Consider the following 24,360-nt stretch of genomic DNA (forward strand, 5'->3'; position numbering starts at 1 on the left):
TTCAAACGCTTATGCTTTCAGCTTACGCATTACCAGCGTGGCGTTGGTGCCACCGAAGCCGAAGCTGTTTGACATGACGGTGGTCAGCGTCGCGTCCATTGGTTTGGTCACGATGTTCAGGCCAGCAGCCTGCTCGTCCATCTCATCAATGTTGATGCTTGGCGCGATAAAGCCGTTTTCCAGCATCAGCAGAGAGTAGATCGCTTCCTGTACGCCAGCCGCACCCAGAGAGTGACCGGTCATGGCTTTGGTCGCGGAGATCGCCGGGCTGTTGTCGCCGAAGACTTCACGGATCGCACCCAGCTCTTTCACGTCGCCTACCGGAGTAGAGGTACCGTGGGAGTTCAGGTAGTCGATTGGGGTGTCAACGCCGTGCATCGCCATCTTCATGCAGCGCACCGCGCCTTCGCCGGATGGCGCAACCATGTCGGCGCCGTCAGACGTTGCACCGTAGCCCACGATCTCAGCGTAGATGTGCGCGCCACGTGCCAGGGCATGCTCGAGCTCTTCAACCACAACCATACCGCCGCCGCCAGCGATAACGAAACCGTCACGGTGCGCATCATAGGTACGGGAGGCTTTATCCGGGGTTTCATTGTACTTGGTGGACAGTGCGCCCATCGCGTCGAATTCACAGGCCATTTCCCAGCCCAGCTCTTCGCCGCCGCCAGCAAATACGATGTCCTGTTTACCCAACTGGATCTGCTCAACAGCATTACCGATACAGTGTGCGGAAGTCGCACACGCGGAGCTGATGGAGTAGTTCACACCGTGGATTTTGAATGGGGTCGCCAGGCACGCGGAAACCGCAGAACCCATGGCTTTGGTGACCACGTACGGACCTACTGCTTTCAGACCACGCGGGCTACGCATTGCGTCAGCGCCGAATACCTGCGCTTTTGACGAGCCGCCGGAACCGGCGATCAGACCCACGCGCGGGTTGTTCTGATAAACCTCTTCACTCAGGCCGGAATCTTTGATCGCTTCCTGCATGGAGAGATAAGCATAAATAGAGGCATCGTTCATGAAACGAACCACTTTGCGGTCAATCAAACCGGTGGTGTCCAGTTTGACGTTACCCCATACGTGGCTACGCATACCTGAATCTTTAAACTCTTCAGAGAAAGTGATCCCGGAGCGTCCTTCACGCAGAGATGCCAGGACTTCCTGCTGGTTATTACCGATGCTGGAAACAATGCCCAGGCCAGTAATCACTGCACGTTTCATTCAATACCTCTGTAAGTCGCACTATAGTAAGTTTCGAGTCGCACAATAGCGTACACTTGTACGCCGAACAAGTCCGATCAGACATTTTCTGCGGAAATTTGCACCGATGGACTCACATCGTTAAGATCGTGCCACTGCCTGTCAGACGAGTAACTTACGTGAAACAAAACGCTATACAACCCGCCAACCTCGAATTCAACGCTGAGGGTACACCTGTTTCCCGAGATTTTGATGACGTCTATTTTTCTAATGATAATGGACTCGAAGAAACTCGCTATGTTTTCCTCGACGGAAACCATCTCAGCACCCGCTTCCCGGAGCATCCGCGGAGCCTGTTTGTGGTCGCGGAAAGTGGATTCGGCACCGGGCTGAATTTTTTAACCCTCTGGCAGGCGTTTAACCAGTTTCACGCTGCACACCCTGAGGCTACGCTACAAAGATTACATTTCATCAGTTTCGAAAAATTCCCGCTCACCGCGCACGATCTGCGGCTCGCTCATCAGCGCTGGCCTGAGCTTGCCACCCTGGCGGAGCAGCTTCAGGCGCAGTGGCCGCCTCACATCGGCGGCTGCCATCGTCTGATTCTGGACGGCGGACGCGTAACGCTGGATTTATGGCTTGGCGACATCAATGATCTGACCGATACGCTCGATGATTCGATGAATCAGACGGTTGACGCGTGGTTCCTGGACGGCTTTGCCCCCGCCAAAAACCCAGACATGTGGAGCCAGCATCTGTTTAGCGCGATGGCGCGGCTGGCGCGTCCTGGCGCAACGCTTGCCACCTTCACCTCGGCAGGCTTTGTCCGCCGCGGGCTGCAGGAGGCGGGCTTTACCATGCAGAAGACCAAAGGCTTTGGCCGCAAGCGCGACATGCTGGTCGGCAGAATGGAACAGACGCTGGACGTTCCCGCTCAGGCGCCCTGGTTTGCACGCTGCGCCAGCGCATCACGTGAGGTGGCGATAGTCGGCGGGGGGATCGCCAGCGCCCTGCTGTCCCTCGCGCTTCTCCACCGTGGCTGGCAGGTCACGCTCTACTGTGCTGACGATGCGCCAGCAAGCGGCGCCTCCGGCAACCGCCAGGGGGCGCTCTATCCGCTTTTAAGCGCGCATGACCCGGCCCTGTTCCGGTTTTTCCCGGCGGCGTTTACCTTCGCACGTCACCTGTACGACGCCCTGCCGGTGGCGTTTGACCATGACTGGTGCGGCGTGACGCAGCTCGGCTGGGATGAAAAGAGCCAGCAAAAAATCACGCAGATGCTGTCGCTGGGCCTGCCTGACGAGATTGCCCGTGCGGTAAGTGCGCAAGAGGTGGCAGACACCGCTGGCGTGGAAACCGGCTGTGGGGGAATTCAGTATCCGCTCGGCGGCTGGCTGTGCCCGGCTGAACTGACCGCGGCGGTCATTGCCCTGGCGCAGTCGCGCGGGCTGACGGCGCATTATGCTCACACCGTTGAATCGCTGAGCCGAAGCGAGCGCTGGAATCTGCGTTTTGCGGATGGCAAAACGGTAAGCCATGCCAGCGTTGTGCTGGCAAACGGGCATCACATCAGCCAGTTTATCCAGACAGAAACGCTGCCGGTTTATCCGGTCGGCGGCCAGGTAAGCCATATTCCTTCCGCGCCCGAACTGAGCAAACTGCGTCAGGTGCTGTGCTATGACGGCTATCTGACGCCGCAAAATCCGTCTAACGGTCATCACTGCATCGGGGCCAGCTACCATCGTGGCGAAACGGATATGTGCTACAGCGGCGCGGATCAGGCGCAGAACCGCCAGCGCCTGATTGACTGTTTCCCGAATGCGGCATGGGCGCAAGAGGTTGACGTCAGCGAGGGGGAAGCGCGCTGCGGCGTTCGCTGCGCCACCCGCGATCATCTGCCGATGGCGGGAAATGTGCCGGACTATGAGGCAACGATTGAGGCCTATCAGGACCTTGCTGATAACCGGGATAACGCGGTAAGCGCGCCGGTTTATCCGGAGCTGTATATGCTGGGTGGATTAGGATCTCGCGGGCTGTGTTCCGCACCGCTGCTGGCTGAAGTGTTAGCCGCGCAAATGAGCGACGAGCCGATTCCGCTGGACAGGGTTACGCTTGCGGGGCTGAATCCGAATCGCTTGTGGGTACGGAAACTGCTGAAGGGGAAGAAGGTTAAGTAGGGTGCGGTCAAATCCCCTCACCCTGGCCCTCTCCCCAAAGGGGAGAGGGAAGAGAAGGCGGCGGCTTAGCGTTTAGCCTGCTGGAACAAAGTGTCCCACATGCCCAGCACCAGCGACTGGTCGCGCGGAGAGAGCTCTCCGGCCAGAATGGCTTTTTCCAGGCTGCGAGTGACTTCAGCGTGAACGGCATCGGCAGAGTGATCGTCACCCGCTTCCAGCTCGGCTACCGCGAGCGTCAGGTGACCACGCAGATAACCGCTGGCGAACAGCTCATCATCACTGGCGTGTTCCACCATGTCATCAATTAACGCCAGAATGCGTGATTCAAATTCTGCGATCATCTTCTTTCCTCTGTTAAAGATCTTCCGGCCAAGGGAAGCATTCCGCCGTGATAACCGGCGTGTGGTAATAATTCTGTAAGGCCTCGATCAGGCGTGCCGGACGTTCCGGGATGCCTTTCTCAAGATATTCCATCACCTGCGCGTGAACGCGGCGCTGGAAGACGATACGGTCTGGCTCGAAGTCGCCTTCGAGGTTGTCACAGCTCACGTTGAACGGGAAACCCGCCGCGACGCAGAATAGCCATTCCAGCGCCTGCGGCTTCACTTCCACATCCTCAAACTGCCCCTGCGTTGCGGCATCACGTCCGTCCGGGCAGTACCAGTAGCCGAAGTCCACCAGCTCGCGCCGCGCTTTCCCCGCAATGCACCAGTGTGAAATCTCGTGCAAGCCGCTGGCGTAAAAGCCGTGGGCAAAGACGATGCGGTTATACGGAACCTCTGCATCAGCAGGAAGATAGATCGGTTCGTCGTCGCCTTTAATCAGACGGGTATTAAAATCGTCAGCAAAACAGCCGTCGAAAATCTCAATCAGCTGTTCGTATTTATGCGTACTGTTCATTAGTGCATCCCCAACCAGGTGAGGATCTCCTGTCCATGGCTGTCATAAAGAAGTTTGGCGCTCATTACGGCCGAGACGATGACGATCATCGGGCGAATAAGTTTTTGTCCTTTGCTTAACACCAGACGCGAGCCCGCGCGCGCGCCCAGGAACTGCCCTGCCATCATCACAAATCCGGTTGCCCAGATAACCTTACCGCCGATGATAAACAGCAGCAGGCCGCCGACGTTTGAGGTCGCGTTGAGCACTTTGGCATGGGCGGTGGATTTGGCGAGGTTAAACCCGGCCAGCGTCACGAAGGCCAGCGCATAAAATGAACCGGCCCCCGGCCCGAAGAAACCGTCGTAAAAACCCACACAGCCCCCGGCAATCAGCGCAAACGGCAGGCCGTGCAGACGACGCTGGCGGTCCTCTTCACCGAGCTTAGGCATCAGCAAAAAATAGAGGCCAATGCAGATAACCAGAATCGGCAGAATCTGACGCAAAATATCAGACTGCACGTGCTGAACCAGCAGCGCACCTGAGGTCGAGCCGATAAAGGTCATCAGAATATTCAGCTTCTGATCGCCAAGGTTTACCACTTTTCGCCGAATAAAGTAGAGCGACGCGGAGAGCGAACCACCGCAGGCCTGAAGTTTATTCGTGGCGAGCGCCTGGGCAGGGCTCATCCCCACCGCCAGCAGTGCCGGAACGGTCAGCAAACCGCCCCCGCCCGCCAGGGCATCGATAAAACCGGCTAACATCGCAACAAAAAACAGTGCCGCCAGCATCCACGGTGACACCATAAACAGATCGACGAAATTATCCATTAAAGTACATGCTCATCCAGTAGCGCCTGGCAGGAAGGCGGCAACGGAGGCGGTGTCTTCTTCTCAGGCTTAGAGGTTCCAGGTTTTGCCGGTTCAAACCAGCTTTGCAGTTCCGCACCGCAGCCATCGCCTGGCGGTGGTAGCGGCTGATCTTCACATTCCAGGCTATTCGCCGGGCAGCGCAGACGAACGTGCATGTGCGCACGATGCTGGAACCACGGGCGCACTTTACGCAGCCAGTCGCGATCGGTTCCGGCATCAAGACAAAGCTGCTGCTTGATGGCCGGGTTAACGAAAATCCGCGTGACGTCATTATCTTCCGCGGCCAGCTTGATCATGCTGGATACGTCCCGCGTCCACAGGGACGGCACTACGCGCTTACCGTCGCTCGCCACCAGATCCAGCGCCTGCGGTTTCAGCAGCTGGGCGGAGGTCCAGCGCGTTTTCGGCAGCTGCAGGAAGATATCGACATCCAGTCCGGTCTGGTGACTGGCGTGTCCACCGTTAAAGCGACCGCCGGCAGGCATCCCCATATCGCCAATCAGCATCGTGCCCAGCCCCAGGTTATGCACCTGGTTTCCCAGACGCTGGATGAACAGCACCAGATCCGGGTGGCCGAAATAACGTCGCTGATCGGTGCGCATCACCTGATAGGTATCAGACTGGAGAGGAAGCTCCTGGGCACCGACGATACAGCCGTTGGAAAAGGCGCCAATGGACTGCGCGCTCCCCGCCACCGGGTGGGTGATTTTTTGCCATGGCGTCGCGGCCAGACTGGCTCCACTGGCAAGCAGCGCCAGCAGAGCAATTGCGGTTTTTTTCATGTTTACCAGCGTGGAATGGTGGTCGTCACATCCGCATTCTGCGCGCGCTGGCGCAGGAAGTGATCCATCAGCACGATCGCCAGCATCGCTTCTGCGATCGGCACCGCGCGGATCCCCACGCACGGATCGTGACGTCCTTTGGTGATCATCTCAACTTCTTCGCCATCGCGGTTAATCGTGTGGCCCGGTACGGTGATGCTGGAAGTTGGCTTCAGCGCGATGTTGGCAACAATCTGCTGCCCGCTGCTGATACCGCCCAGGATGCCGCCCGCATGGTTGCTCTGGAAGCCCGCCTTCGTGATTTCGTCGCGGTTCTGACTGCCGCGAAGCTGAACCACGTCAAAGCCGTCGCCAATCTCTACGCCCTTCACCGCGTTGATGCTCATCAGCGCGTGGGCAATGTCGGCGTCGAGACGGTCGAATACCGGCTCGCCCCAGCCAGCCGGGACGCCGTCGGCCACCACGGTGACTTTCGCCCCAATGGAGTCGCCCTCTTTTTTCAGCCCGCGCATCAGTTCGTCCAGCGCCTCCAGCTTGTCGGCATCGGCACAGAAGAACGGGTTTTGTTCAACCTGATCCCAGTCTTTGATCGCCAGCGGAATGTCGCCCATCTGGGTCAGGCAGCCGCGAATGACGATGCCAAACTTCTGCTGCAGATATTTCTTAGCAATTGCCCCTGCCGCCACGCGCATCGCGGTTTCACGCGCGGAAGAACGCCCGCCGCCGCGATAGTCGCGGAAGCCGTACTTTTGTTCGTAGGTGTAGTCGGCGTGGCCCGGACGGAAGACGTCTTTGATGGCGCCGTAGTCCTGGGAGCGCTGATCGGTGTTTTCGATCAGCAGACCAATGCTGGTCCCGGTGGTGCGGCCTTCAAAGACGCCGGAGAGAATTTTTACCTGGTCCGGCTCGCGACGCTGCGTGGTGTAGCGAGAGGTGCCCGGACGACGACGGTCGAGGTCGTGCTGTAAATCGGCTTCGGTCAGTTCGATGCCTGGCGGTACGCCATCAACGATACAGCCCAGCGCCAGCCCGTGCGACTCGCCAAAGGTGGTCACGCGGAATAACTGTCCAATACTGTTTCCTGCCATCACGGCTCCGATGTTGTTGTTTGTGTTTGAGCGTTGTGAAACGGGCCGAAGCCCGCTGGATTAATCTTTATAGATGCTGAAGTGTTCGCGCGCGTCGAGCAGCTGCGCTTTGGTCAGCATAAAGACGCCGTCACCGCCGTTGTCGAACTCAAGCCAGGTGAACGGCACATCCGGGTACTGCTCTATCAGATGTACCATGCTGTTGCCCACTTCACAAATCAGAACGCCATCGTCGGTCAGATAATCCGGCGCGCAGGCCAGAATACGGCGCGTCAGCTTCAGGCCATCAGAGCCTGACGCCAGACCCAGCTCCGGCTCGTGACGGTATTCGTTCGGCAGATCGGACATGTCTTCCGCATCGACGTACGGCGGGTTGGTGACGATCAGATCGTACTGCAGCGTTGGCAGATCGCGGAACAGGTCAGAGCGAATTGGCGTAACGTGATGGATCAGGCCGTGCTCTTCAATGTTGTGCTCGGTCACGGCCAGCGCGTCGGTGGAGATATCGACGGCGTCCACTTCCGCTTCCGGGAAGGCGTACGCGCAGGCAATCGCAATGCAGCCGCTGCCGGTGCACATATCCAGAATGTGCTGCGGCTGATGGCCGATCAGACCTTCAAAGTGGTTGTTAATCAGCTCGCCAATCGGCGAGCGCGGCACCAGCACGCGTTCATCGACGTAGAACTCGTGGCCGCAGAACCAGGCTTTGTTGGTCAGATAGGCGACCGGAATGCGCTCGTTCACGCGGCGGATCACGCGCTCAACGATGCGGTGTTTTTCGCTGGAGGTCAGGCGCGCGGTGCGCATGTCTTCCGGGATATCCAGCGGCAGGTAGAGGGACGGCAGCACCAGCTGCACGGCTTCATCCCACGGGTTATCGGTACCATGACCGTACCAGATATTGGCGGCGCTGAAGCGGCTAACCGACCAGCGCAACATGTCCTGTATGGTATGCAGCTCGTTTACTGCTTCATCGACAAATATTTTATCCACTCTTTCCTCCAGGGCATGCTCGCATAATTTTCGGCGGCTAGTTTGCCATGAAGACGGCGATAAATCAGCAATGACGCGTCTCGCTTGAGGTTAAAAAATGCGTTTAGTCGGGTACACTGTCGGAAATACGAGATGAGAATGACGAATGAAAAAGAAAACATCGCTCAGCGAGGAGGATCAGGCGCTCTTCCAACAGCTGATGACCGGGACGCGTAAAATCGCGCAGGACACCATCGTCCATCGCCCGCAGCGTAAAAAAATCAGCGAAGTACCGGTCAAACGCCTGCTGCAGGAGCAGGCGGATAACAGCCACTATTTTTCAGATGAATTTCAGCCGCTGCTGAACACGCAGGGGGCTGTAAAATACGTGCGCGAAGACGTCAGCCATTTTGAGCTGAAAAAGTTACGTCGCGGAGATTATTCGCCGGAGCTGTTTCTCGATCTGCACGGTTTAACGCAGATGCAGGCAAAACAGGAGCTGGGAGCGTTGATCGCTGCCTGTCGCCGTGAACATGTTTTCTGCGCCTGCGTGATGCATGGACACGGTAAACATATCCTCAAACAACAGACGCCGCTGTGGCTGGCTCAGCATCCACACGTGATGGCTTTTCATCAGGCACCCAAAGAGTACGGCGGAGATGCCGCATTGCTGGTGTTGATTGAAGTGGAAGAGTGGCAGCCGCCAGAGTTGCCCTGACAGAATGGCGGGAAGCACATTGCACCCCGCCATATCGCACGTCACGTCAGATCGCTTTTGCCATCTTCAGGTTGCACGGACTCATTTGCCAGTTGAAGACACCTTTGCCCGTTTCGTCGAGAGAAACATTGGCAATGGCGGATGTCGTGAACATCGGCGGGGTCTCGCCTGGGCACAGCTCAGATACCAGATAGCCAACCAGTGGCAGGTGGGAAATGACCAGCGCGGAAGCGACACCTTCATTGCACAGCGCCTGAAGATAAGCGCTGACAAGGCCTACATCGCCACATGGGGTGAGTTCAGGGAGAACATCCACACTGGATGGCAGGTTCATACACTCCCCTACCACGTCCAGCGTCTGTTCTGCACGCAGGAACGGACTCACCAGAACGCGTTCGATGTCCACTTTTTGACCGTTAAGCCAGGTCGCCATCAGACGAGATTCGTCGCAGCCACAGACGGTCAAAGGACGTACTGAGTCACTGGCGGCATCGAGTGCCGCGTCGCCGTGACGCATGATAAAAACTTGCATATTGCACCGCTTTTGTTAACCAGAATCACCGGCGTTAGCTACCCGCGATAAATACTGCGAGGTAGAAAACCCGATGGCCGGGCATTGTGCCTGATCCATTCGGTGAATGAAACGCTGTTTTTTACCTCAATGGCGTAAGTATAGTCAATCTCTGTTTACAAAATCGCCAGAACAGGTTCATTCACTTCAGGATTTACCCTTCTTTGACCTCAGCTTACGAGGACAGTTTCCCTTGCAGGCCAAAATGTCTGGCCGCGTTCCGCCATCTGCAATAATTCGTCACAGGGTGTAAACCGTGGACCATATTGCGAAGCCAGACGTTGCAGGATAGCAACCACTTCACCCGCGCCGAGCGTATCCATGTAACGGAACGGGCCGCCCAGGAACGGCGGGAAGCCAATGCCAAATACCGCGCCGATGTCACCATCGCGTGCGCTCTTGATCACCTGTTCACCAAAGCAGCGCGCCGCTTCATTGAGCATCATCATCACGCAGCGCTCAGCGCACTGAACGGCGGACAGTTTTCCCTGACCGGTGGTCGAAATAAGCCCATAAACCGAAGGGTCGACCTGTTTCTTGCTTTTACGCCCTTTCGCGCCGTAAAGATAGAAACCGCGTTCATTTTTTCTGCCTTTGCGATCGTCCTTCAAAATCGCAGAAACAATGTTTGCAGGTGGGCTAAAACGATCGCCATAGGCGGCTTCCAGCACTGGTATAATTTTAGTGCCGGTATCTATTCCCACCTCATCCAAAAGTTGGATTGGGCCAACGGGGAAACCAAACTTTACCAGCGCCTCGTCGACGTGTTCGATTTTCTCGCCTTCCGTCAGCAACCGCATTGCTTCATTAATGTAGGGAGCCAGAATGCGGTTAACGTAGAAGCCGGCTTTATCTGCTACCACGATCGGCGTTTTCCCCTGCTTCTTCGCAAGCTTGACTACCGTGGCGATGGTTTGCGGACTGGTGGTCGCATGCGGAATCACCTCCACCAGCGGCATTTTTTCGACCGGGCTAAAGAAATGCAGTCCAATCACCTGCTCCGGACGCTCGGCTTTCGCCGCGATATCGCCAATGGGTAATGACGACGTATTGGACGCAAAAATGGTATGTGGGGCGCAATGTTGCTCAACGTCTGCCACCATCTGCTGCTTAAGCGCCAGATCCTCAAACACGGCTTCAATCACCAGATCGCGGTGCGCAAAACCGCTGTAATCCGTGGTACCGGAAATCATCGCCAGGGTTTTATCACGCTCGCTTGCCTTGATATGGCGGCGTTTGACCTTTTGATCAAGGTTCTGCCAGCTGTACTGCAGCGCGTGGTTGATCCCCTTAGGATTAATGTCTTTGATTCGTACAGGCAATTTGCCTTTGCTGGCGGTAACAAAAGAAATACCGCCGCCCATGAGCCCCCCGCCCAGTACGCCAATGGCACGCAGCGGCGCAGGCTCAGCCTCGCTGCCAGGATCTTTTTTCACGTCCGTGCTGGCGAAGAAGATGCTGCGCAGCGCCTGTGACTGCGGCGTCATCGCCAGCTCGCCAAAGGCTTTAGCTTCAGCGGCATAGCCGCTGCTGCTGCCCTGCGACAGACCTGTTTCGATCACTTCCAGGATTCGCTTTGCCGCCGGGTAATTGCCTTTGGTTTTTTGTTCGGTCTTTTTGCCCACCATGCTGAACAGGAGCGTTCTCCCCAGCGGGCCGGCCAGCACGCGCTCACGTACCGGCAGAGGACGTTTTTCCTGGCGCCCTTTCAGCGCAAGCTCAACGGCGGCCTCCAGCAAAATGGACGGCGGCACGACGTCATCGACCAGACCGGCCTTCAGCGCCTGGCGGGCGCGCAGCTGTTTACCGGTTAAGATCATCTCCAGCGCTGTGCTGACGCCCACCAGGCGCGGCAGTCTTTGCGTTCCGCCGGAGCCTGGCAGCAGGCCCAGCTGCACTTCCGGCAGACCCAGAATGCTTTTCGCATCGTCAGTACAAATCCGGCTGTGGCATGCCAGCGCCAGCTCTAGCCCGCCACCCAGACAGGCACCGTGGATCGCGGCAATGACAGGGATCGGCAAGCTGTTGATCTCCGCCATCACCTGCTGGCCCTGACGCGCAAGCTCTTCGGCCTCCAGAGCGCTTTGCGCCCGGGCGATCATATTGATATCGGCCCCGGCGATAAAGTTATCCGGCTTGGCAGAGATAAACACCAGACCACGAATAGCTTTGTTGTCGCGGATCTGCTTTAGCATCGCGCGCACCTGAACACCAAATTCGGCCTTCAGGGTATTCATCTTTTCATCAGGCACATCAATAGTGATAACGGCCACGTTATCGAGGCGAACCGTCAGATTAAATGCAGATGGCATATCCATTATTCAGCCTCCAGAACCATTGCTGCGCCAAGGCCACCCGCCGCACAGGCGGTAACAAGGCCAAACCCGCCGCCACGGCGACGGAGTTCATGTAATGTTTGCGTGATCATCCTCGCCCCTGTGGCGGCGAACGGATGACCATAGGCGATAGAGCCGCCCAGCACGTTGAATTTACTCTGATCCACTTCGCCTGTGGCGTGGGCGCGGCCCAGCACATCGCGCGCGAAACGCTCGCTTGCCAGCAGCTGAACGTTTGCCAGAGTTTGCGCGGCAAACGCCTCGTGCATATCAATCAGGGTTAAATCAGCCAGCGTTAGCCCCGCGCGCTCCAGCGCCAGCGGCGTAGACCACGCAGGACCTAACAGCATGTCCTGCCAGACATCAATGGCGGTGAAGGCATAGCTGCGTAAATACCCAAGGGGAGTGATGCCCAACTCCTTCGCGCGGGATTCGGTCATCAGGATCACGGCGGCGGCGCCATCCGTTAGCGGCGTACTGTTCGCCGCCGTCACCGTGCCGTGCTTGCGGTCAAACGCCGGGCGCAGCTTTGCATAATCCGCCAGCGTCGAGGTGCCGCGAATATTGTTATCTTCCGCGAGCGGTTCACGGTAAGGCGGGACGTAAGCCGTCATCACCTCGTCGGCAAGTTTGCCTTCCGACCAGGCCTTCGCAGCGAGCTGGTGCGAACGATGCGCCAGAGCATCCTGCTGTTCACGGGTGATGCCATACGTTTTAGCCATCTGCTCGGCGGTATCGCCCATGCGCAGGCCGGTGGAGTATTCCGCGACGGCAGGTGGTACAGGCATGAGGTCGCGCAGGCGTAAACGCGAGAAGAGTTTGAGTTTCTGACCCATCGTGCGGGCTTTATTGGCATCCACCAGGATGCGCGCCAGTTTTTTACTGACCCCAATCGGCAGCACTGAAGAGGAGTCCGCCCCACCCGCAATCCCGGCGCGAATCGTGCCCGCCATCAGGCTTTCGGCGACGTTAGCCACGGCCTGGAAACTGGTTGCACAGGCGCGGCTGACGCTGTAGGCATCGGTATGCACGTTCATACCTGTACCGAGGACGATTTCCCGCGCAATGTTGGGGGCTTCTGGCATCTGCACGACCTGACCGAATACCAGCTGTTCGATGACCTCAGGCGGAATTTCGCTGCGAGCCAGCATCTCCCCCACTACCATTTTCCCCAGGTCGACGGCCGGAATGCCATGAAACGCCGTTGCCTGACGCGCAAATGGCGTGCGCAATCCACTGACTATGGCAATGCGATCGCCCTGACGGGTAATAAGCGGTAATGCCTGACTCATAACACTCCCCTGTAAAAAATTTTCTCGAACATAAAGTGGTCTGACCTGATAATAGTCTTAACCATTTTTTTACATTCAGCCAATCGGGGAAACGAAAAAGTGCGAGCTAAGGCACAGAGAAGAAAAAGAAAATGCCCCTGCATGACAGAGGCATTTGTGCGGTTTGTTGCCGGGTGCGCAAGGTAAAAGCAAAACGGTAACCCGTAGGTTACCGTTTTTAATGTTTGCACCCTCTCCCGTGGGAGAGGGTCGGGGTGAGGGCTTCAGGCCGCAGAAATTAACGCAGGCCCAGCTGGAAAATCAGCGTTTCTGCTTCGCAGGCGAAGACAAAGTCGATGTCCAGCTTCACGCCGCCTTCCACTTCGGTAAAGGTAGACTTGATTTCACACGGATCGGATTCAACATCACGCGCACGCTTGCTCAGTGCGGTCAGGGTCTCTTCCGCTTCGGCACGGTTGCTGAATACGCGGCTGTAAGAGGCGGTGCAATCGGTGTTGTCCATGATGGTCCCAACATCCATACAGCAGCAAACCGGGGTTTCATCAGCACTGCATTTACTCATAGCTCAATTTCCTCTGTATTCGCGCAGCGCGCGAGATAAACACGATGCTGCTATTTTACGCCCCGGGGCGGGCTCTCTCCAGCCGTTAATGGCGCAAAATCGGATAAGTGACCAATATCACACTAAAAAATGATCTAAAACAAAAACCACCCTTTTGGGTGAGTCGCGATGGTCACAATTTTGCCAACCAGATCTCGTTTCGCGAAACATGTTTGAAAATATTAATAAACAAACTTGCAACATTCAGGCTGGTCAGACCTATACTCTGGCCACTGGTCTGATTTGTCTGTCATACCTCAGACCCTACACTTCGCGCTCCTGTTACGGTATGTAACAATTATTGAATAAAAATAACTCAATGAGGTTATGGTCATGAGCCAGAAAACCCTGTTCAACAAGACTGCGCTGGCAGTCGCAGTGGCACTCGTCTCCACTTCCGCCTGGTCAGCGGGCTTTCAGTTAAACGAATTTTCTTCCTCTGGCCTTGGCCGTGCGTATTCCGGGGAAGGCGCTATTGCTGATGATGCAGGTAACGCGAGTCGTAACCCTGCATTGATCATGATGTTTGATCGTCCGACTTTCTCTGCTGGTGCGGTGTATATCGATCCTGATGTCAATATTTCCGGCAAGTCGCCTTCAGGTGCGAGCCTTAAAGCGGATAATATTGCCCCAACAGCATGGATCCCGAACCTGCACTTCGTTGCACCTATCAACGAACAGTTTGGCTGGGGTGCATCCGTAACGTCTAACTACGGTCTTGCTACCGAGTTCAATAACAACTATCCGGCAGGTGAATACGGCGGTAAAACAGACCTTACTACGCTGAACCTTAACCTGAGCGGTGCGTATCGCCTGAACGATAGCTGGAGTTTTGGTCTGGGCTTTGATGCCGTCTATGCTGATGCCAAAATCGAACGTTATGCCGGGGAACAGACTGCTCGCCTGCCTAAAAACAGCAATAAAATTGCCAGCCTTAAAGGTGATGAGTGGGGCTATGGCTGGAACGCCGGCATCCTGTACGAGTTGGATAAAAACAACCGCTGGGGCCTGACCTATCGTTCTGAAGTCAAAATTGACTTCGACGGCGATTACAAGAGCGGCATCCTGACGCCTGTGAACAATCTGGTTCCAGGTGCGGGCACCACCATTCCTTGGGGAACATCAAACCAGACCGTTCCAGGTTCACTGTCACTGCATTTGCCAGAAATGTGGGAAGTCTCCGGTTACAACCGCGTTGCACCACAATGGGCCATTCACTACAGCCTGGCCTATACCAGCTGGAGCCAGTTCCAGGAGCTGAAAGCGACCGGAACCAATGGTCAAACGCTGTTCTATAAGGACGAAAGCTTCCACGACGCCTATCGTATTGCGTTGGGTACTACCTACTACTACGATAAAAACTGGACTTTCCGTTCCGGTATCGCATTTGACGACAGCCCGGTTCCGGCAGACAAACGTTCCATTTCCATTCCGGATCAGGACCGTTTCTGGTTGAGTGCTGGCGCGACCTATGCGCTCAACGAAAATGCCTCCATCGACGCGGGCGTATCTTATATGCACGGTCAGAAAGTGACGTTCAAAGAAGGTCCGTACGAGTTTACCTCTGAAGGTAAAGCCTGGCTGTTCGGTACGAACTTCAACTACGCGTTCTAATCGCGCTGAAATCAAAAAAGGTGAGCATTGCTCACCTTTTTTATTTATTCCGAATCGATGTCTTTTAGTTCGTTTTCGATCGCCTTCGCGTTTGGATTCTCTTCCGGCTTCAGCTTACCGCCGTTGGCAATAAAGTCATGATTCTGGAAGTACGCTTCACGTACCATAATGTACGGGTCAGAAGACTGGCGCAGCAGACCATCAGAGTCGAGCAGTTGCGCGCGGGTTTCAATCCCCTCCACTGTCCATTTACCCACCGACAGCGGCCAGGTCAGCCATGACAGAACCGGATACAGGGTATCCGCCATATCGCCGCCATCATCACGGAGGGTGAAACTGCCGTAGAACGGTAAATGCATGTACGGACCATACCCGACGCCGTAGTGTCCCATCGTGCTGCCGAAACGGTGCGGCTGTTCACGCTGCAGTTTCGGGTTAGCCATACCTGCAACATCAATAAAGCCCCCCATCCCCAGAATGGAGTTCAGGAAGAAGCGGGTAAAGTGGACCATCCCCTGATACGGGTTGCCCTGCAGGAAGTAGTTCACCATTACCGCAGGTTCTTCGAGGTTGCTGGTAAAGTTGCTTAACCCGTTACGCGCTGGTTGTGGAACATAATCGCGCCATGCTACTGCCACCGGACGAACCACATACGGGTCCAGTACGTTGTAGTTGAAGCTATACATTGAGCGGTTAAATCCTTCGAGAGGATCGGAGCGTCCCGTTTGCTCACCGGAGCTGGCGCAGCCCACAAGCATCGTCGCGCCAAGCGCAAGCGCCGACAGCCGAAGTTTCATAAATATCTCCCTGTTCAGTATGGCTATCGTTGATTGCCATCCGTAACGGAGCCGTTGACGCTCCGTCTGTAAACGTGCAAGCGATTGTAACAGCACGTTTACCGATGTCTATGAGCACAATTACGGGCAGTAACCACCGTGACTCTGATCTCAGCATAGCCTGGCTTTTGGAATTCGTTTCGCTGCCAATTTTATAATGACTTTGAAAGAGATGTATCACCTTTGTTGTCATTGCCGCCAATTTAAGAGCATCCCCACAGGCATCCCGATAAAAGCCGCTACGCTTAACAGAAAGATCAACCTCCGGGAGCAAATATGAAAGACGTGGGCGAAGAAAAAATTGGCGAGAACACTGAGGAACTTGAAATTGAAAGCGAGGAGAAAGCGCGCGGCGAGAAGATAGAAATTGATGAAGATCGCCTCCCCTCCCGCGCGATGGCCATCCACGAGCATATCCGCCAGGATGGCGAAAAGGAGATGGAGCGCGATGCCATGGCCCTCTTCTGGTCAGCCATCGCTGCCGGGCTCTCTATGGGCGCGTCACTGCTCGCAAAAGGGATATTTCATGTGCAGCTGGAAGGCGTACCCGGCGGATTTTTACTGGAGAACCTCGGCTATACCTTCGGCTTTATTATTGTCATCATGGCCCGCCAGCAGCTGTTTACCGAAAACACGGTGACCGCGGTTCTGCCGGTAATGCAAAACCCCACCCTCGGTAATTTCGGTTTATTGATGCGGCTTTGGAGCGTGGTCCTGCTGGGTAATATCATCGGCACGGGCATCGCGGCATGGGCGTTTGAATATATGCCGATCTTTGATGAACCCACCCGGGATGCGTTTGTGAAAATTGGCATGGATGTGATGAAAAACACCCCGGTCGAGATGTTCTCAAATGCCATCATCTCCGGCTGGATTATCGCCACGATGGTGTGGATGTTTCCTTCAGCGGGAAGCGCCAAAATCGTGGTGATCATACTCATGACGTGGTTGATTGCGCTGGCGGACACCACGCATATTGTGGTCGGCACCGTGGAAATCCTCTATCTGGTCTTTAACGGTACGCTTCACTGGAGCGATTTTTTCTGGCCGTTCGCCCTTCCGACGCTGGCGGGAAACATCTGCGGCGGAACGTTTATCTTCGCGCTGTTAAGCCATGCCCAAATCCGTAACGACATGTCGAACAAACGCAAAGCTGAGCTTAAGGCACGGGAAAATGATGATAAATCGACAAAAAAATCGACCTGAATGGTGACTCTTTGAGCAGTCAGGCGGCAATGCGCTTAACCCAAAGTGTAAATAGAGCTATACTCGTGCCGCCTCGTCCCCTTAGTTAAATGGATATAACGAGCCCCTCCTAAGGGCTAGTTGCAGGTTCGATTCCTGCAGGGGACACCATGCTCAGTCAATCTTTTCAGCGCAACGATAATCCGGCACGCACCGTGTCCTTCCGGTAACTTTTCCAGCCGTAGTAATCCTCATCCCAGCCTTGCAAGGACGTGACAGCTCGGCGGTAATCTGTTGGATACCATAAAAAAAGCCCATCTGGTGTGGCCACATCCAGTCAACTCAACAGTGTGCACATCAGATACAACTGTTATGCCCCAGCAAAGACGCCATTCCACGTTTAAGTCTATAAAATCTGTAAAATCAAACACCTTCCAAACTGCCGCTTTTTTAATCAAAAACGAGTAATAGCACATATCGTATAACGGTGTTACATTATGCCGCCCACCCAATGTCAGCTATGGCCAGGTAACGCCGTAAAGATCGGTAAAGCCTGCAACCATGACCTTGTACTACGGTCTAATAGGCACGTGGTATCGCACTATGCGTTACTTTCACCGGCTCTACATAGGTTTCTCTATTTTGTCTCAATCGACTTTCAAACGCGCATTTTTGCACCCGCGTTACTGGTTTACATGGTTTGGTCTTGGCGTACTCTGGCTGCTGGTTCAACTTCCGTACCCTGTTCTGCGTTTGCTGGGATCTAAACTGGGCAGCGCTTCCCGCGTTTTCCTGAAACGTCGCGAATCCATCGCGCGTAAAAATCTTGAGCTTTGCTTTCCTCAGTACAATGCTGAAGAGCGTGAGAAACTCATCGCTGAAAACTTTAAGTCTATCGGCATGGCGCTGCTTGAAACCGGCATGGCCTGGTTCTGGCCGGATGAGCGTGTCCGCAAGTGGTTTGACGTGGAAGGACTGGATAACCTTAAACGCGCGCAGATGCAAAAACGCGGCGTGATGGTCGTCGGCGTTCACTTTATGTCGCTGGAGCTGGGTGGCCGCGTGATGGGGCTTTGTCAGCCAATGATGGCAACCTACAGGCCGCACAACAGTGCGCTGATGGAGTGGGTGCAGACGCGAGGCCGCATGCGTTCCAATAAGGCGATGATCAGCCGTAACAACCTGCGCGGTATGGTTGGAGCGCTGAAGAAAGGTGAAGCCGTCTGGTTTGCACCGGATCAGGATTATGGACGTAAAGGCAGCAGCTTTGCGCCCTTCTTTGCGGTGAAAGACGTTGCGACGACTAACGGCACCTTTGTTATTTCGCGTCTGTCTGGCGCCTCCATGCTGACCGTGACGATGGTGAGAAAAGCAGATAAGTCAGGCTATCGTCTGCACATCTCCCCTGAAATGGCTAACTATCCTGAAAACGAATGCGAAGCCGCCGCGTTTATCAATAAAGTCATCGAAACTGAAATCATGCGTGCCCCAGAGCAGTATCTGTGGATGCATCGTCGTTTCAAAACCCGCCCTCTTGGCGAAGCCTCGCTCTATATTTAAGTCTTTCAGAAAGGTTAGTTTCGCTAAGAAACTAACCTTTTCAATCACCTGTCTTCCCGCTGAAAACCGTCTTTGATTGCGTCGCCCAAAGTAAATTTATTGCGAAGCGAAATCAAACTGTCGCCGTTCCACGACACTCGTAAGTGACGGAAATTATTTAAAAAAATGCCTCTTGTCACCCCTCATTTTTAGGCGTACATTAGCGCCGTCTGGCAACAGGAAAGCACAGAATTCTGAGCTGGAGTTAACGGCGTAACGGGAAAATTCTCATTTCCGTTTTGACCGGATTTCAGTTCTCTATAATCAGGTGGACTCTGTTTTTAAATGCGTACCACAAGATACGCGGAGCGATGAAACGTGAAATATTTCTTTATGGGCATTTCGGTGATTGTTTTAGTCTGGGCCGGAACCTTTGCCCTGATGATCTAGTGAAGAACATGCAGTCAAAAAAACAGGAGCCATCGGCTCCTGTTTTTTTATGTCATGACGACGCGGGGTGTTCTGCGACGCTCTTTGAGGTGAGAAGACCGTCGGCCCGGAACATACTCTTGATGCCCCTCACCGCCTGACGAATACGGTCGCTGTTTTCAATCAGGGCAAATCGCACATGGGTGTCGCCGTAATCACCAAAGCCAATACCCGGTGACACACACACCTTCGCATCCTGCAGCAGTTTTTTGGCAAACTCCAGCGATCCCATCGCCGCATATGGCTCCGGAATTTTCGCCCAGACGTACATGGACGCTTTCGGCATTTCCACCATCCAGCCCGCTTCATGCAGCCCTTTTACCAGCACGTCGCGGCGGCGCTTATACTGGGCGGCAATCTCGTGAACGCACTGCTGGTCGCCTTCCAGGGCAGCGATAGCCGCGACCTGCAGCGGCGTGAAGGTACCGTAGTCGTGATAACTCTTAATGCGCGCCAGTGCACTCACCAGCGTTTTGTTACCCACCATAAAGCCAATACGCCAGCCCGCCATGTTGTAGCTTTTCGACAGGGTAAAGAACTCTACCGCCACGTCACGCGCGCCCGGAACCTGCATAATCGACGGGGCTTTCCAGCCGTCATAGACGATGTCAGCATAGGCTAAATCGTGAACCACCAGCACGTCATAACGCTTGGCCAGCGCGACAACTTTCTCGAAGAAATCAAGCTCCACGCACTGAGCCGTTGGGTTCGACGGGAAACCGAGGATCATCATCTTCGGTTTCGGATAGCTTTCGCGAATCGCACGTTCCAGTTCATTAAAGAAATCAACGCCTTCCACCAGCGGCACGGAGCGGACCTGCGCCCCGGCAATCACCGCGCCGTAGATATGGATCGGGTAGCTTGGATTAGGCACCAGCACCGTATCGCCATGATCCAGTGTGGCCAGCATCAGGTGTGCCAGCCCCTCTTTCGAGCCGATGGTGACAATCGCTTCACTTTCCGGATCGATATCAACCTGATAGCGATCCTGATACCAGCGCGAGATCGCGCGACGTAACCTGGGAATACCGCGAGAGGTTGAGTAGCCGTGCGTATCCGGGCGCTGGGCAACCGTGCAGAGCTTCTCAACGATATGCGGTGGCGTTGGGCCGTCAGGGTTACCCATGCTGAAATCAATGATATCTTCGCCGCGCCGACGCGCAGCCATTTTCAGCTCAGCAGTGATATTGAAAACATAAGGGGGGAGACGATCGATACGCGTAAAACGGCGTTCAGGACTGAATTCAGCCATAGATTCCTCAGATTAACGTTAGCGCCCGGACCGTCCGAGCGACGCTGCCACCGATGTGGCATGTTTAGAAAATAACCTGAAAAAAATCATGCTGTCGAGAGGGAAATGAAAAAAAAGCGATCGTCTGAAAACAGGAACCCGGCTGCGCCTAAAAGCGGAAGCCTCTGTTTCAGGATCGGCTTTCTGATAGCCGTTGTTTAACATGATGATATCAAAACAGTTACCTGACGTTACGCGAGCATGGAAAAAACAGGACGCATCGGTCACCGCCAGATAATCCCCTTTGCAAATTATGGTTTTTCCTCATTTGATAAACCTGACGGATAGCTGGTCAATACGCGCCAGGTTTTTTATCATGGTTCTTTCCCGTTATCCCAGGTCTACTCGTGCACGAAATATTCACCATGCTGCTGGCGGTTTTTGACCGCGCGGCATTAATGCTGATTTGCCTGTTCTTCCTCATTCGCATTCGCCTGTTTCGCGAGCTGTTGCACAAATCAGCCCACTCGCCAAAAGAGCTGCTGGCCGTTACCGCCATTTTTTCGCTGTTTGCCCTGTTCAGCACCTGGTCCGGCGTGCCGGTAGAGGGTTCGCTGGTTAACGTGCGCATAATCGCCGTCATGTCCGGCGGGATTTTGTTTGGTCCGTGGGTGGGCGTCATCACCGGCCTGATTGCCGGGACGCACCGCTACCTGATTGATATCGGTGGCGTAACGGCGGTGCCGTGCTTTATCACCAGTATTATCGCCGGGGTGCTTTCCGGCTGGATCAGCCGCAAAATCCCGAAAAAACAGCGCTGGCGCGCCGGGATCGTCGCAGGCATGGTGTGCGAAACGCTGACCATGATCCTGGTCGTCGTCTGGGCCCCCACCACCGCGCTGGGGCTGGATATCGTCTCGAAAATCGGTATCCCGATGATCCTGGGCAGCGTATGCATCGGGTTTATCGTGCTGCTGGTGCAAAGCGTTGAAGGAGAAAAAGAGGCCAGTGCCGCCCGTCAGGCCAAGCTGGCGCTGGATATCGCCAACAAAACGCTGCCGCTCTTCCGCCACGTTAACGCGGAATCGTTGCGTCAGGTCTGCGAAATTATCCGCCACGATATCCATGCTGACGCCGTCGCCATCACCAACATTGACCACGTGCTGGCCTACGTTGGCGTCGGGGAACACAACTATCGCGACAACGATGACACCATCAGCCCGACCACCAGGCAGGCGATTAACTACGGTAAAATCATTATTAAAAACAATGATGAAGCCCACCGAACGCCGGAAATCCACTCGATGCTGGTGATCCCGCTGTGGGAGAAAGGCGTCGTGACAGGCACCCTGAAAATTTATTACTGTCACGCGCATCAGATCACCTCCTCCCTGCAGGAGATGGCCATTGGCCTGTCGCAGATTATTTCCACCCAGCTTGAGGTTTCGCGGGCGGAACAGCTGCGTGAGATGGCAAATAAGGCAGAGCTGCGCGCGCTGCAGAGTAAAATCAATCCTCATTTCCTGTTTAACGCGCTGAACGCTATCTCCTCGTCCATTCGTCTTAATCCGGACACCGCGCGCCAGCTGATTTTTAACCTGTCGCGCTATCTGCGCTACAACATCGAGCTGAAGGACGACGAGCAGATCGACATCAAAAAAGAGCTGTATCAGATCAAGGACTACATCGCGATTGAGCAGGCGCGCTTTGGCGACAAGCTCACGGTCATTTACGATATTGATGAAGAGGTCAACTGCGTGATCCCGAGCCTGCTTATCCAGCCGCTGGTCGAAAATGCGATTGTTCACGGTATTCAGCCCTGTAAAGGCAAAGGTGTCGTCACCATCAGCGTCACCGAAAGCGGCAACCGCGTGCGTATTGCCGTGCGCGATACCGGCCACGGGATTGATCCAAAAGTCATTGAGCGCGTGGAGTCTAACGAGATGCCCGGAAATAAAATCGGCCTGCTGAACGTGCACCACCGGGTCAAGCTGCTTTACGGCGACGGTCTGCATATTCACCGTCTTGAGCCGGGCACCGAAATTTCTTTTTACGTCCCGAATGAGCGCTCTCTCGCACATACGACGACATCACTGTTGCCCCAGGTGGAGTAGCCTATGAAAGTTATCATCGTAGAAGATGAATTCCTGGCTCAGCAGGAGCTCACCTGGCTTATTAAAACCCACAGCCAGATGGAGATTGTGGGTACGTTTGATGATGGTCTGGACGTGCTGAAGTTTTTGCAGCATAACCGGGTCGACGCCATTTTTCTGGATATCAATATTCCGTCGCTGGATGGCGTATTGCTGGCGCAAAACATCAATCAGTTTGCCCATAAGCCGTTTATCGTTTTCGTCACCGCCTGGAAAGAGCACGCCGTAGAGGCCTTCGAGCTGGAGGCGTTTGACTATATTCTTAAGCCTTATCAGGAGTCGCGGATTGTCAGCATGCTGCAAAAGCTTGAGGCCGCATGGCAGCAGCAGACCGCCCCCGCTAGCGCCACCCCAACGGTACGGGAAAACGACACCATTAATCTGGTCAAAGACGAGCGCATCATCGTGACGCCGGTCAATGATATCTACTATGCCGAAGCCCATGAAAAGATGACGTTTGTCTACACGCGGCGGGAATCGTACGTGATGGCAATGAACATCACCGAGTTTTGCAGCAAGCTGCCGACGGCACACTTTTTCCGCTGCCACCGTTCGTTCTGCGTGAATTTAAACAAGATCCGCGAGATCGAACCCTGGTTTAACAACACCTACATTTTGCGTCTGAAGGATCTGGATTTTCAGGTGCCGGTGAGCCGCAGCAAGGTGAAAGAGTTCCGCCAGCTGATGCACCTGTAAAGAAAGCGCCCTCTCCCGCGGGAGAGGGCTCTACGTCAGAGGATTTGACCCAGAACCTGACGCAGATGGGCACCCGAACCCAGCAGGCCAGGGTTATCATGCACGATCAGATAAACCGGAATGTCCTGCACGTAGCTTCTGAAACGCCCTTTATCTTCAAACCCGCCGCGGAAGCCCGAGGCTTTAAAGAAGTCGAGGAAGCGCGGTACGATCCCGCCCGCAATATAGACCCCACCGAAGGTGCCCAGCGTCAGCGCCAGGTTGCCGCCAAAACGTCCCATGATCACGCAGAACAGCGACAGGGCACGACGGCAGTCAATGCAGCTGTCCGCCAGCGCGCGTTCGGTAACGTCTTTCGGCTGCAGGTTTTCCGGCAGACGGCCGTCAGATTTCACAATCGCCCGGTACAGGTTCACCAGCCCCGGACCTGAAAGGACGCGCTCGGCGGAGACGTGGCCGATCTCAGCGCGTAATTCTTCGAGGATAATGCCCTCTTCTTCGCTGTTTGGCGCAAAGTCTACGTGGCCGCCTTCACCCGGCAGGCTCACCCAGCGCTGGGCAACATGCACCAGATGCGACACGCCTAGGCCGGTACCGGCCCCGTAAACCGCGATCGGCTTGCCTTCGACCGGTTCAGCGCCGCCAAACTGGATCAGATGCTCAGGCTTCAGCATCGGGATCGCCATGGACACCGCCGTGAAGTCATTGATGATTTCAAGATGCGAAAACCCGAGGTTTTTTTTCATCTCTGCGATGGAGAATGCCCAGGTATGGTTGGTCATTGCGACCCAGTCGCCGGTTATCGGGCAGGCAATCGCGATGCAGCCGTCTTCAACGCTTACCTGATGCTCGTCCAGATAGACGCGGACAACGGCCTCAAGGCTTGGATAATCCAGCCCTGAGTAGGTTTTCGCCCGGGAAATCTCACCGCTACTTACATCGCATAATGCGAGGCGCGCGTTCGTGCCGCCCACATCACCTACCAAAGCATACTTTGTCATTCTTCTACTGCTCCGCTAAAGTCAGAATAAATCTTTGGGACACTGTAAATTCAAGGCGTGATAACAACAACGGCCGTAAGGTGAATGCCCATGGATTATCGATCTTCGTCACAGAATAACTT

At 55.1% G+C, this 24,360-nt stretch carries 22 protein-coding genes and 1 tRNA gene; 9 read left to right on the forward strand and 14 right to left on the reverse strand.

The window, feature by feature from the left end; all coding sequences use genetic code 11:
• Positions 1-9: 9 nt before the first annotated feature.
• Complete coding sequence (gene fabB, locus GVO84_RS15830) at positions 10-1,227, reverse strand: beta-ketoacyl-ACP synthase I (RefSeq protein WP_023312571.1); 1,218 nt, start codon at positions 1,225-1,227, stop codon at positions 10-12.
• Between the two features lie 158 nt (positions 1,228-1,385).
• Between fabB and mnmC the strand changes: the two genes are divergently transcribed.
• Positions 1,386-3,383, forward strand: a complete 1,998-nt coding sequence (mnmC, locus tag GVO84_RS15835) for a bifunctional tRNA (5-methylaminomethyl-2-thiouridine)(34)-methyltransferase MnmD/FAD-dependent 5-carboxymethylaminomethyl-2-thiouridine(34) oxidoreductase MnmC (protein ID WP_159514627.1) — start codon at positions 1,386-1,388, stop codon at positions 3,381-3,383.
• A gap of 65 nt (positions 3,384-3,448) precedes the next feature.
• Here the strand turns inward: mnmC and GVO84_RS15840 are convergent, their stop codons facing one another.
• From GVO84_RS15840 to prmB, 6 genes are read right to left on the reverse strand one after another with little or no spacing between them, the layout of a single operon-like run.
• Positions 3,449-3,724, reverse strand: coding sequence for a YfcL family protein (locus GVO84_RS15840; RefSeq protein WP_033146100.1), 276 nt, complete (start codon positions 3,722-3,724; stop codon positions 3,449-3,451).
• A 13-nt stretch (positions 3,725-3,737) separates the two neighbouring features.
• Positions 3,738-4,283, reverse strand: coding sequence for an elongation factor P hydroxylase (locus tag GVO84_RS15845; RefSeq protein ID WP_033146101.1), 546 nt, complete (start codon positions 4,281-4,283; stop codon positions 3,738-3,740).
• Complete coding sequence (locus GVO84_RS15850; RefSeq protein ID WP_159514628.1) at positions 4,283-5,092, reverse strand: sulfite exporter TauE/SafE family protein; 810 nt, start codon at positions 5,090-5,092, stop codon at positions 4,283-4,285. The genes GVO84_RS15845 and GVO84_RS15850 overlap by 1 nt, the downstream gene beginning before the upstream one ends.
• Entirely contained in the window at positions 5,092-5,916 is an 825-nt protein-coding gene (gene mepA / locus GVO84_RS15855) for a penicillin-insensitive murein endopeptidase (protein ID WP_024908935.1), read from the reverse strand. The genes GVO84_RS15850 and mepA overlap by 1 nt, the downstream gene beginning before the upstream one ends.
• A gap of 2 nt (positions 5,917-5,918) precedes the next feature.
• Positions 5,919-7,004: a chorismate synthase gene (aroC, locus tag GVO84_RS15860; RefSeq protein WP_029742149.1), complete on the reverse strand. Its 1,086-nt coding sequence runs from the start codon at positions 7,002-7,004 to the stop codon at positions 5,919-5,921.
• A gap of 60 nt (positions 7,005-7,064) precedes the next feature.
• Complete coding sequence (prmB, locus tag GVO84_RS15865; protein ID WP_008502612.1) at positions 7,065-7,997, reverse strand: 50S ribosomal protein L3 N(5)-glutamine methyltransferase; 933 nt, start codon at positions 7,995-7,997, stop codon at positions 7,065-7,067.
• 145 nt (positions 7,998-8,142) lie between these two features.
• Between prmB and smrB the strand changes: the two genes are divergently transcribed.
• On the forward strand, positions 8,143-8,694 hold the full coding sequence (gene smrB / locus GVO84_RS15870) for an endonuclease SmrB (protein WP_159514629.1): 552 nt from the start codon (positions 8,143-8,145) through the stop codon (positions 8,692-8,694).
• Between the two features lie 46 nt (positions 8,695-8,740).
• Here smrB and sixA read toward each other — a convergent pair whose 3' ends face one another.
• The 4 genes from sixA to GVO84_RS15890 all read right to left on the reverse strand — a co-directional run bounded on the left by sixA (position 8,741) and on the right by GVO84_RS15890 (position 13,455).
• The gene (gene sixA / locus GVO84_RS15875; RefSeq protein WP_045330962.1) at positions 8,741-9,226 is read right to left on the reverse strand and encodes a phosphohistidine phosphatase SixA; all 486 of its coding nucleotides are present in this window, start codon (positions 9,224-9,226) and stop codon (positions 8,741-8,743) included.
• A gap of 209 nt (positions 9,227-9,435) precedes the next feature.
• A complete protein-coding gene (gene fadJ / locus GVO84_RS15880; protein ID WP_159514630.1) occupies positions 9,436-11,583 on the reverse strand; it encodes a fatty acid oxidation complex subunit alpha FadJ in 2,148 nt (715 codons plus the stop codon).
• Complete coding sequence (gene fadI, locus GVO84_RS15885; protein ID WP_159514631.1) at positions 11,583-12,893, reverse strand: acetyl-CoA C-acyltransferase FadI; 1,311 nt, start codon at positions 12,891-12,893, stop codon at positions 11,583-11,585. The genes fadJ and fadI overlap by 1 nt, the downstream gene beginning before the upstream one ends.
• A gap of 277 nt (positions 12,894-13,170) precedes the next feature.
• The gene (locus GVO84_RS15890; protein WP_045330955.1) at positions 13,171-13,455 is read right to left on the reverse strand and encodes a YfcZ/YiiS family protein; all 285 of its coding nucleotides are present in this window, start codon (positions 13,453-13,455) and stop codon (positions 13,171-13,173) included.
• 372 nt (positions 13,456-13,827) lie between these two features.
• Here GVO84_RS15890 and fadL point away from each other — a divergent pair, with 372 nt between their 5' ends.
• Positions 13,828-15,108, forward strand: coding sequence for a long-chain fatty acid transporter FadL (fadL, locus tag GVO84_RS15895; RefSeq protein WP_121425237.1), 1,281 nt, complete (start codon positions 13,828-13,830; stop codon positions 15,106-15,108).
• A gap of 44 nt (positions 15,109-15,152) precedes the next feature.
• Here the strand turns inward: fadL and mlaA are convergent, their stop codons facing one another.
• On the reverse strand, positions 15,153-15,905 hold the full coding sequence (gene mlaA, locus GVO84_RS15900) for a phospholipid-binding lipoprotein MlaA (RefSeq protein WP_121425236.1): 753 nt from the start codon (positions 15,903-15,905) through the stop codon (positions 15,153-15,155).
• A gap of 315 nt (positions 15,906-16,220) precedes the next feature.
• On the opposite strand from mlaA, the gene GVO84_RS15905 reads away from it, so the two are divergent.
• The 4 genes from GVO84_RS15905 (at position 16,221) to ypdK (ending at position 19,118) form a co-directional block, all read left to right on the forward strand.
• A complete protein-coding gene (locus GVO84_RS15905; RefSeq protein ID WP_121425235.1) occupies positions 16,221-17,150 on the forward strand; it encodes a formate/nitrite transporter family protein in 930 nt (309 codons plus the stop codon).
• Between the two features lie 75 nt (positions 17,151-17,225).
• A tRNA-Arg gene (locus GVO84_RS15910) sits at positions 17,226-17,300 on the forward strand.
• Positions 17,301-17,732: 432 nt separating this feature from the next.
• Entirely contained in the window at positions 17,733-18,689 is a 957-nt protein-coding gene (gene lpxP / locus GVO84_RS15915; protein ID WP_121425233.1) for a kdo(2)-lipid IV(A) palmitoleoyltransferase, read from the forward strand.
• A gap of 357 nt (positions 18,690-19,046) precedes the next feature.
• Entirely contained in the window at positions 19,047-19,118 is a 72-nt protein-coding gene (gene ypdK, locus GVO84_RS15920) for a membrane protein YpdK (protein ID WP_099458937.1), read from the forward strand.
• 52 nt (positions 19,119-19,170) lie between these two features.
• Here the strand turns inward: ypdK and alaC are convergent, their stop codons facing one another.
• Positions 19,171-20,409, reverse strand: a complete 1,239-nt coding sequence (gene alaC, locus GVO84_RS15925) for an alanine transaminase (protein ID WP_023308710.1) — start codon at positions 20,407-20,409, stop codon at positions 19,171-19,173.
• A 386-nt stretch (positions 20,410-20,795) separates the two neighbouring features.
• Here alaC and GVO84_RS15930 point away from each other — a divergent pair, with 386 nt between their 5' ends.
• Positions 20,796-22,502, forward strand: a complete 1,707-nt coding sequence (locus GVO84_RS15930) for a sensor histidine kinase (RefSeq protein ID WP_121425231.1) — start codon at positions 20,796-20,798, stop codon at positions 22,500-22,502.
• A gap of 3 nt (positions 22,503-22,505) precedes the next feature.
• Complete coding sequence (locus tag GVO84_RS15935) at positions 22,506-23,237, forward strand: LytR/AlgR family response regulator transcription factor (RefSeq protein ID WP_048977832.1); 732 nt, start codon at positions 22,506-22,508, stop codon at positions 23,235-23,237.
• A gap of 35 nt (positions 23,238-23,272) precedes the next feature.
• Here GVO84_RS15935 and glk read toward each other — a convergent pair whose 3' ends face one another.
• The gene (gene glk / locus GVO84_RS15940) at positions 23,273-24,238 is read right to left on the reverse strand and encodes a glucokinase (RefSeq protein ID WP_023332935.1); all 966 of its coding nucleotides are present in this window, start codon (positions 24,236-24,238) and stop codon (positions 23,273-23,275) included.
• Between the last annotated feature and the right edge of the window lie 122 nt (positions 24,239-24,360).

Source organism: Enterobacter sp. SM3 (genome assembly GCF_009811935.2).
Classification (GTDB): Bacteria; Pseudomonadota; Gammaproteobacteria; order Enterobacterales; family Enterobacteriaceae; genus Enterobacter; species Enterobacter asburiae_D.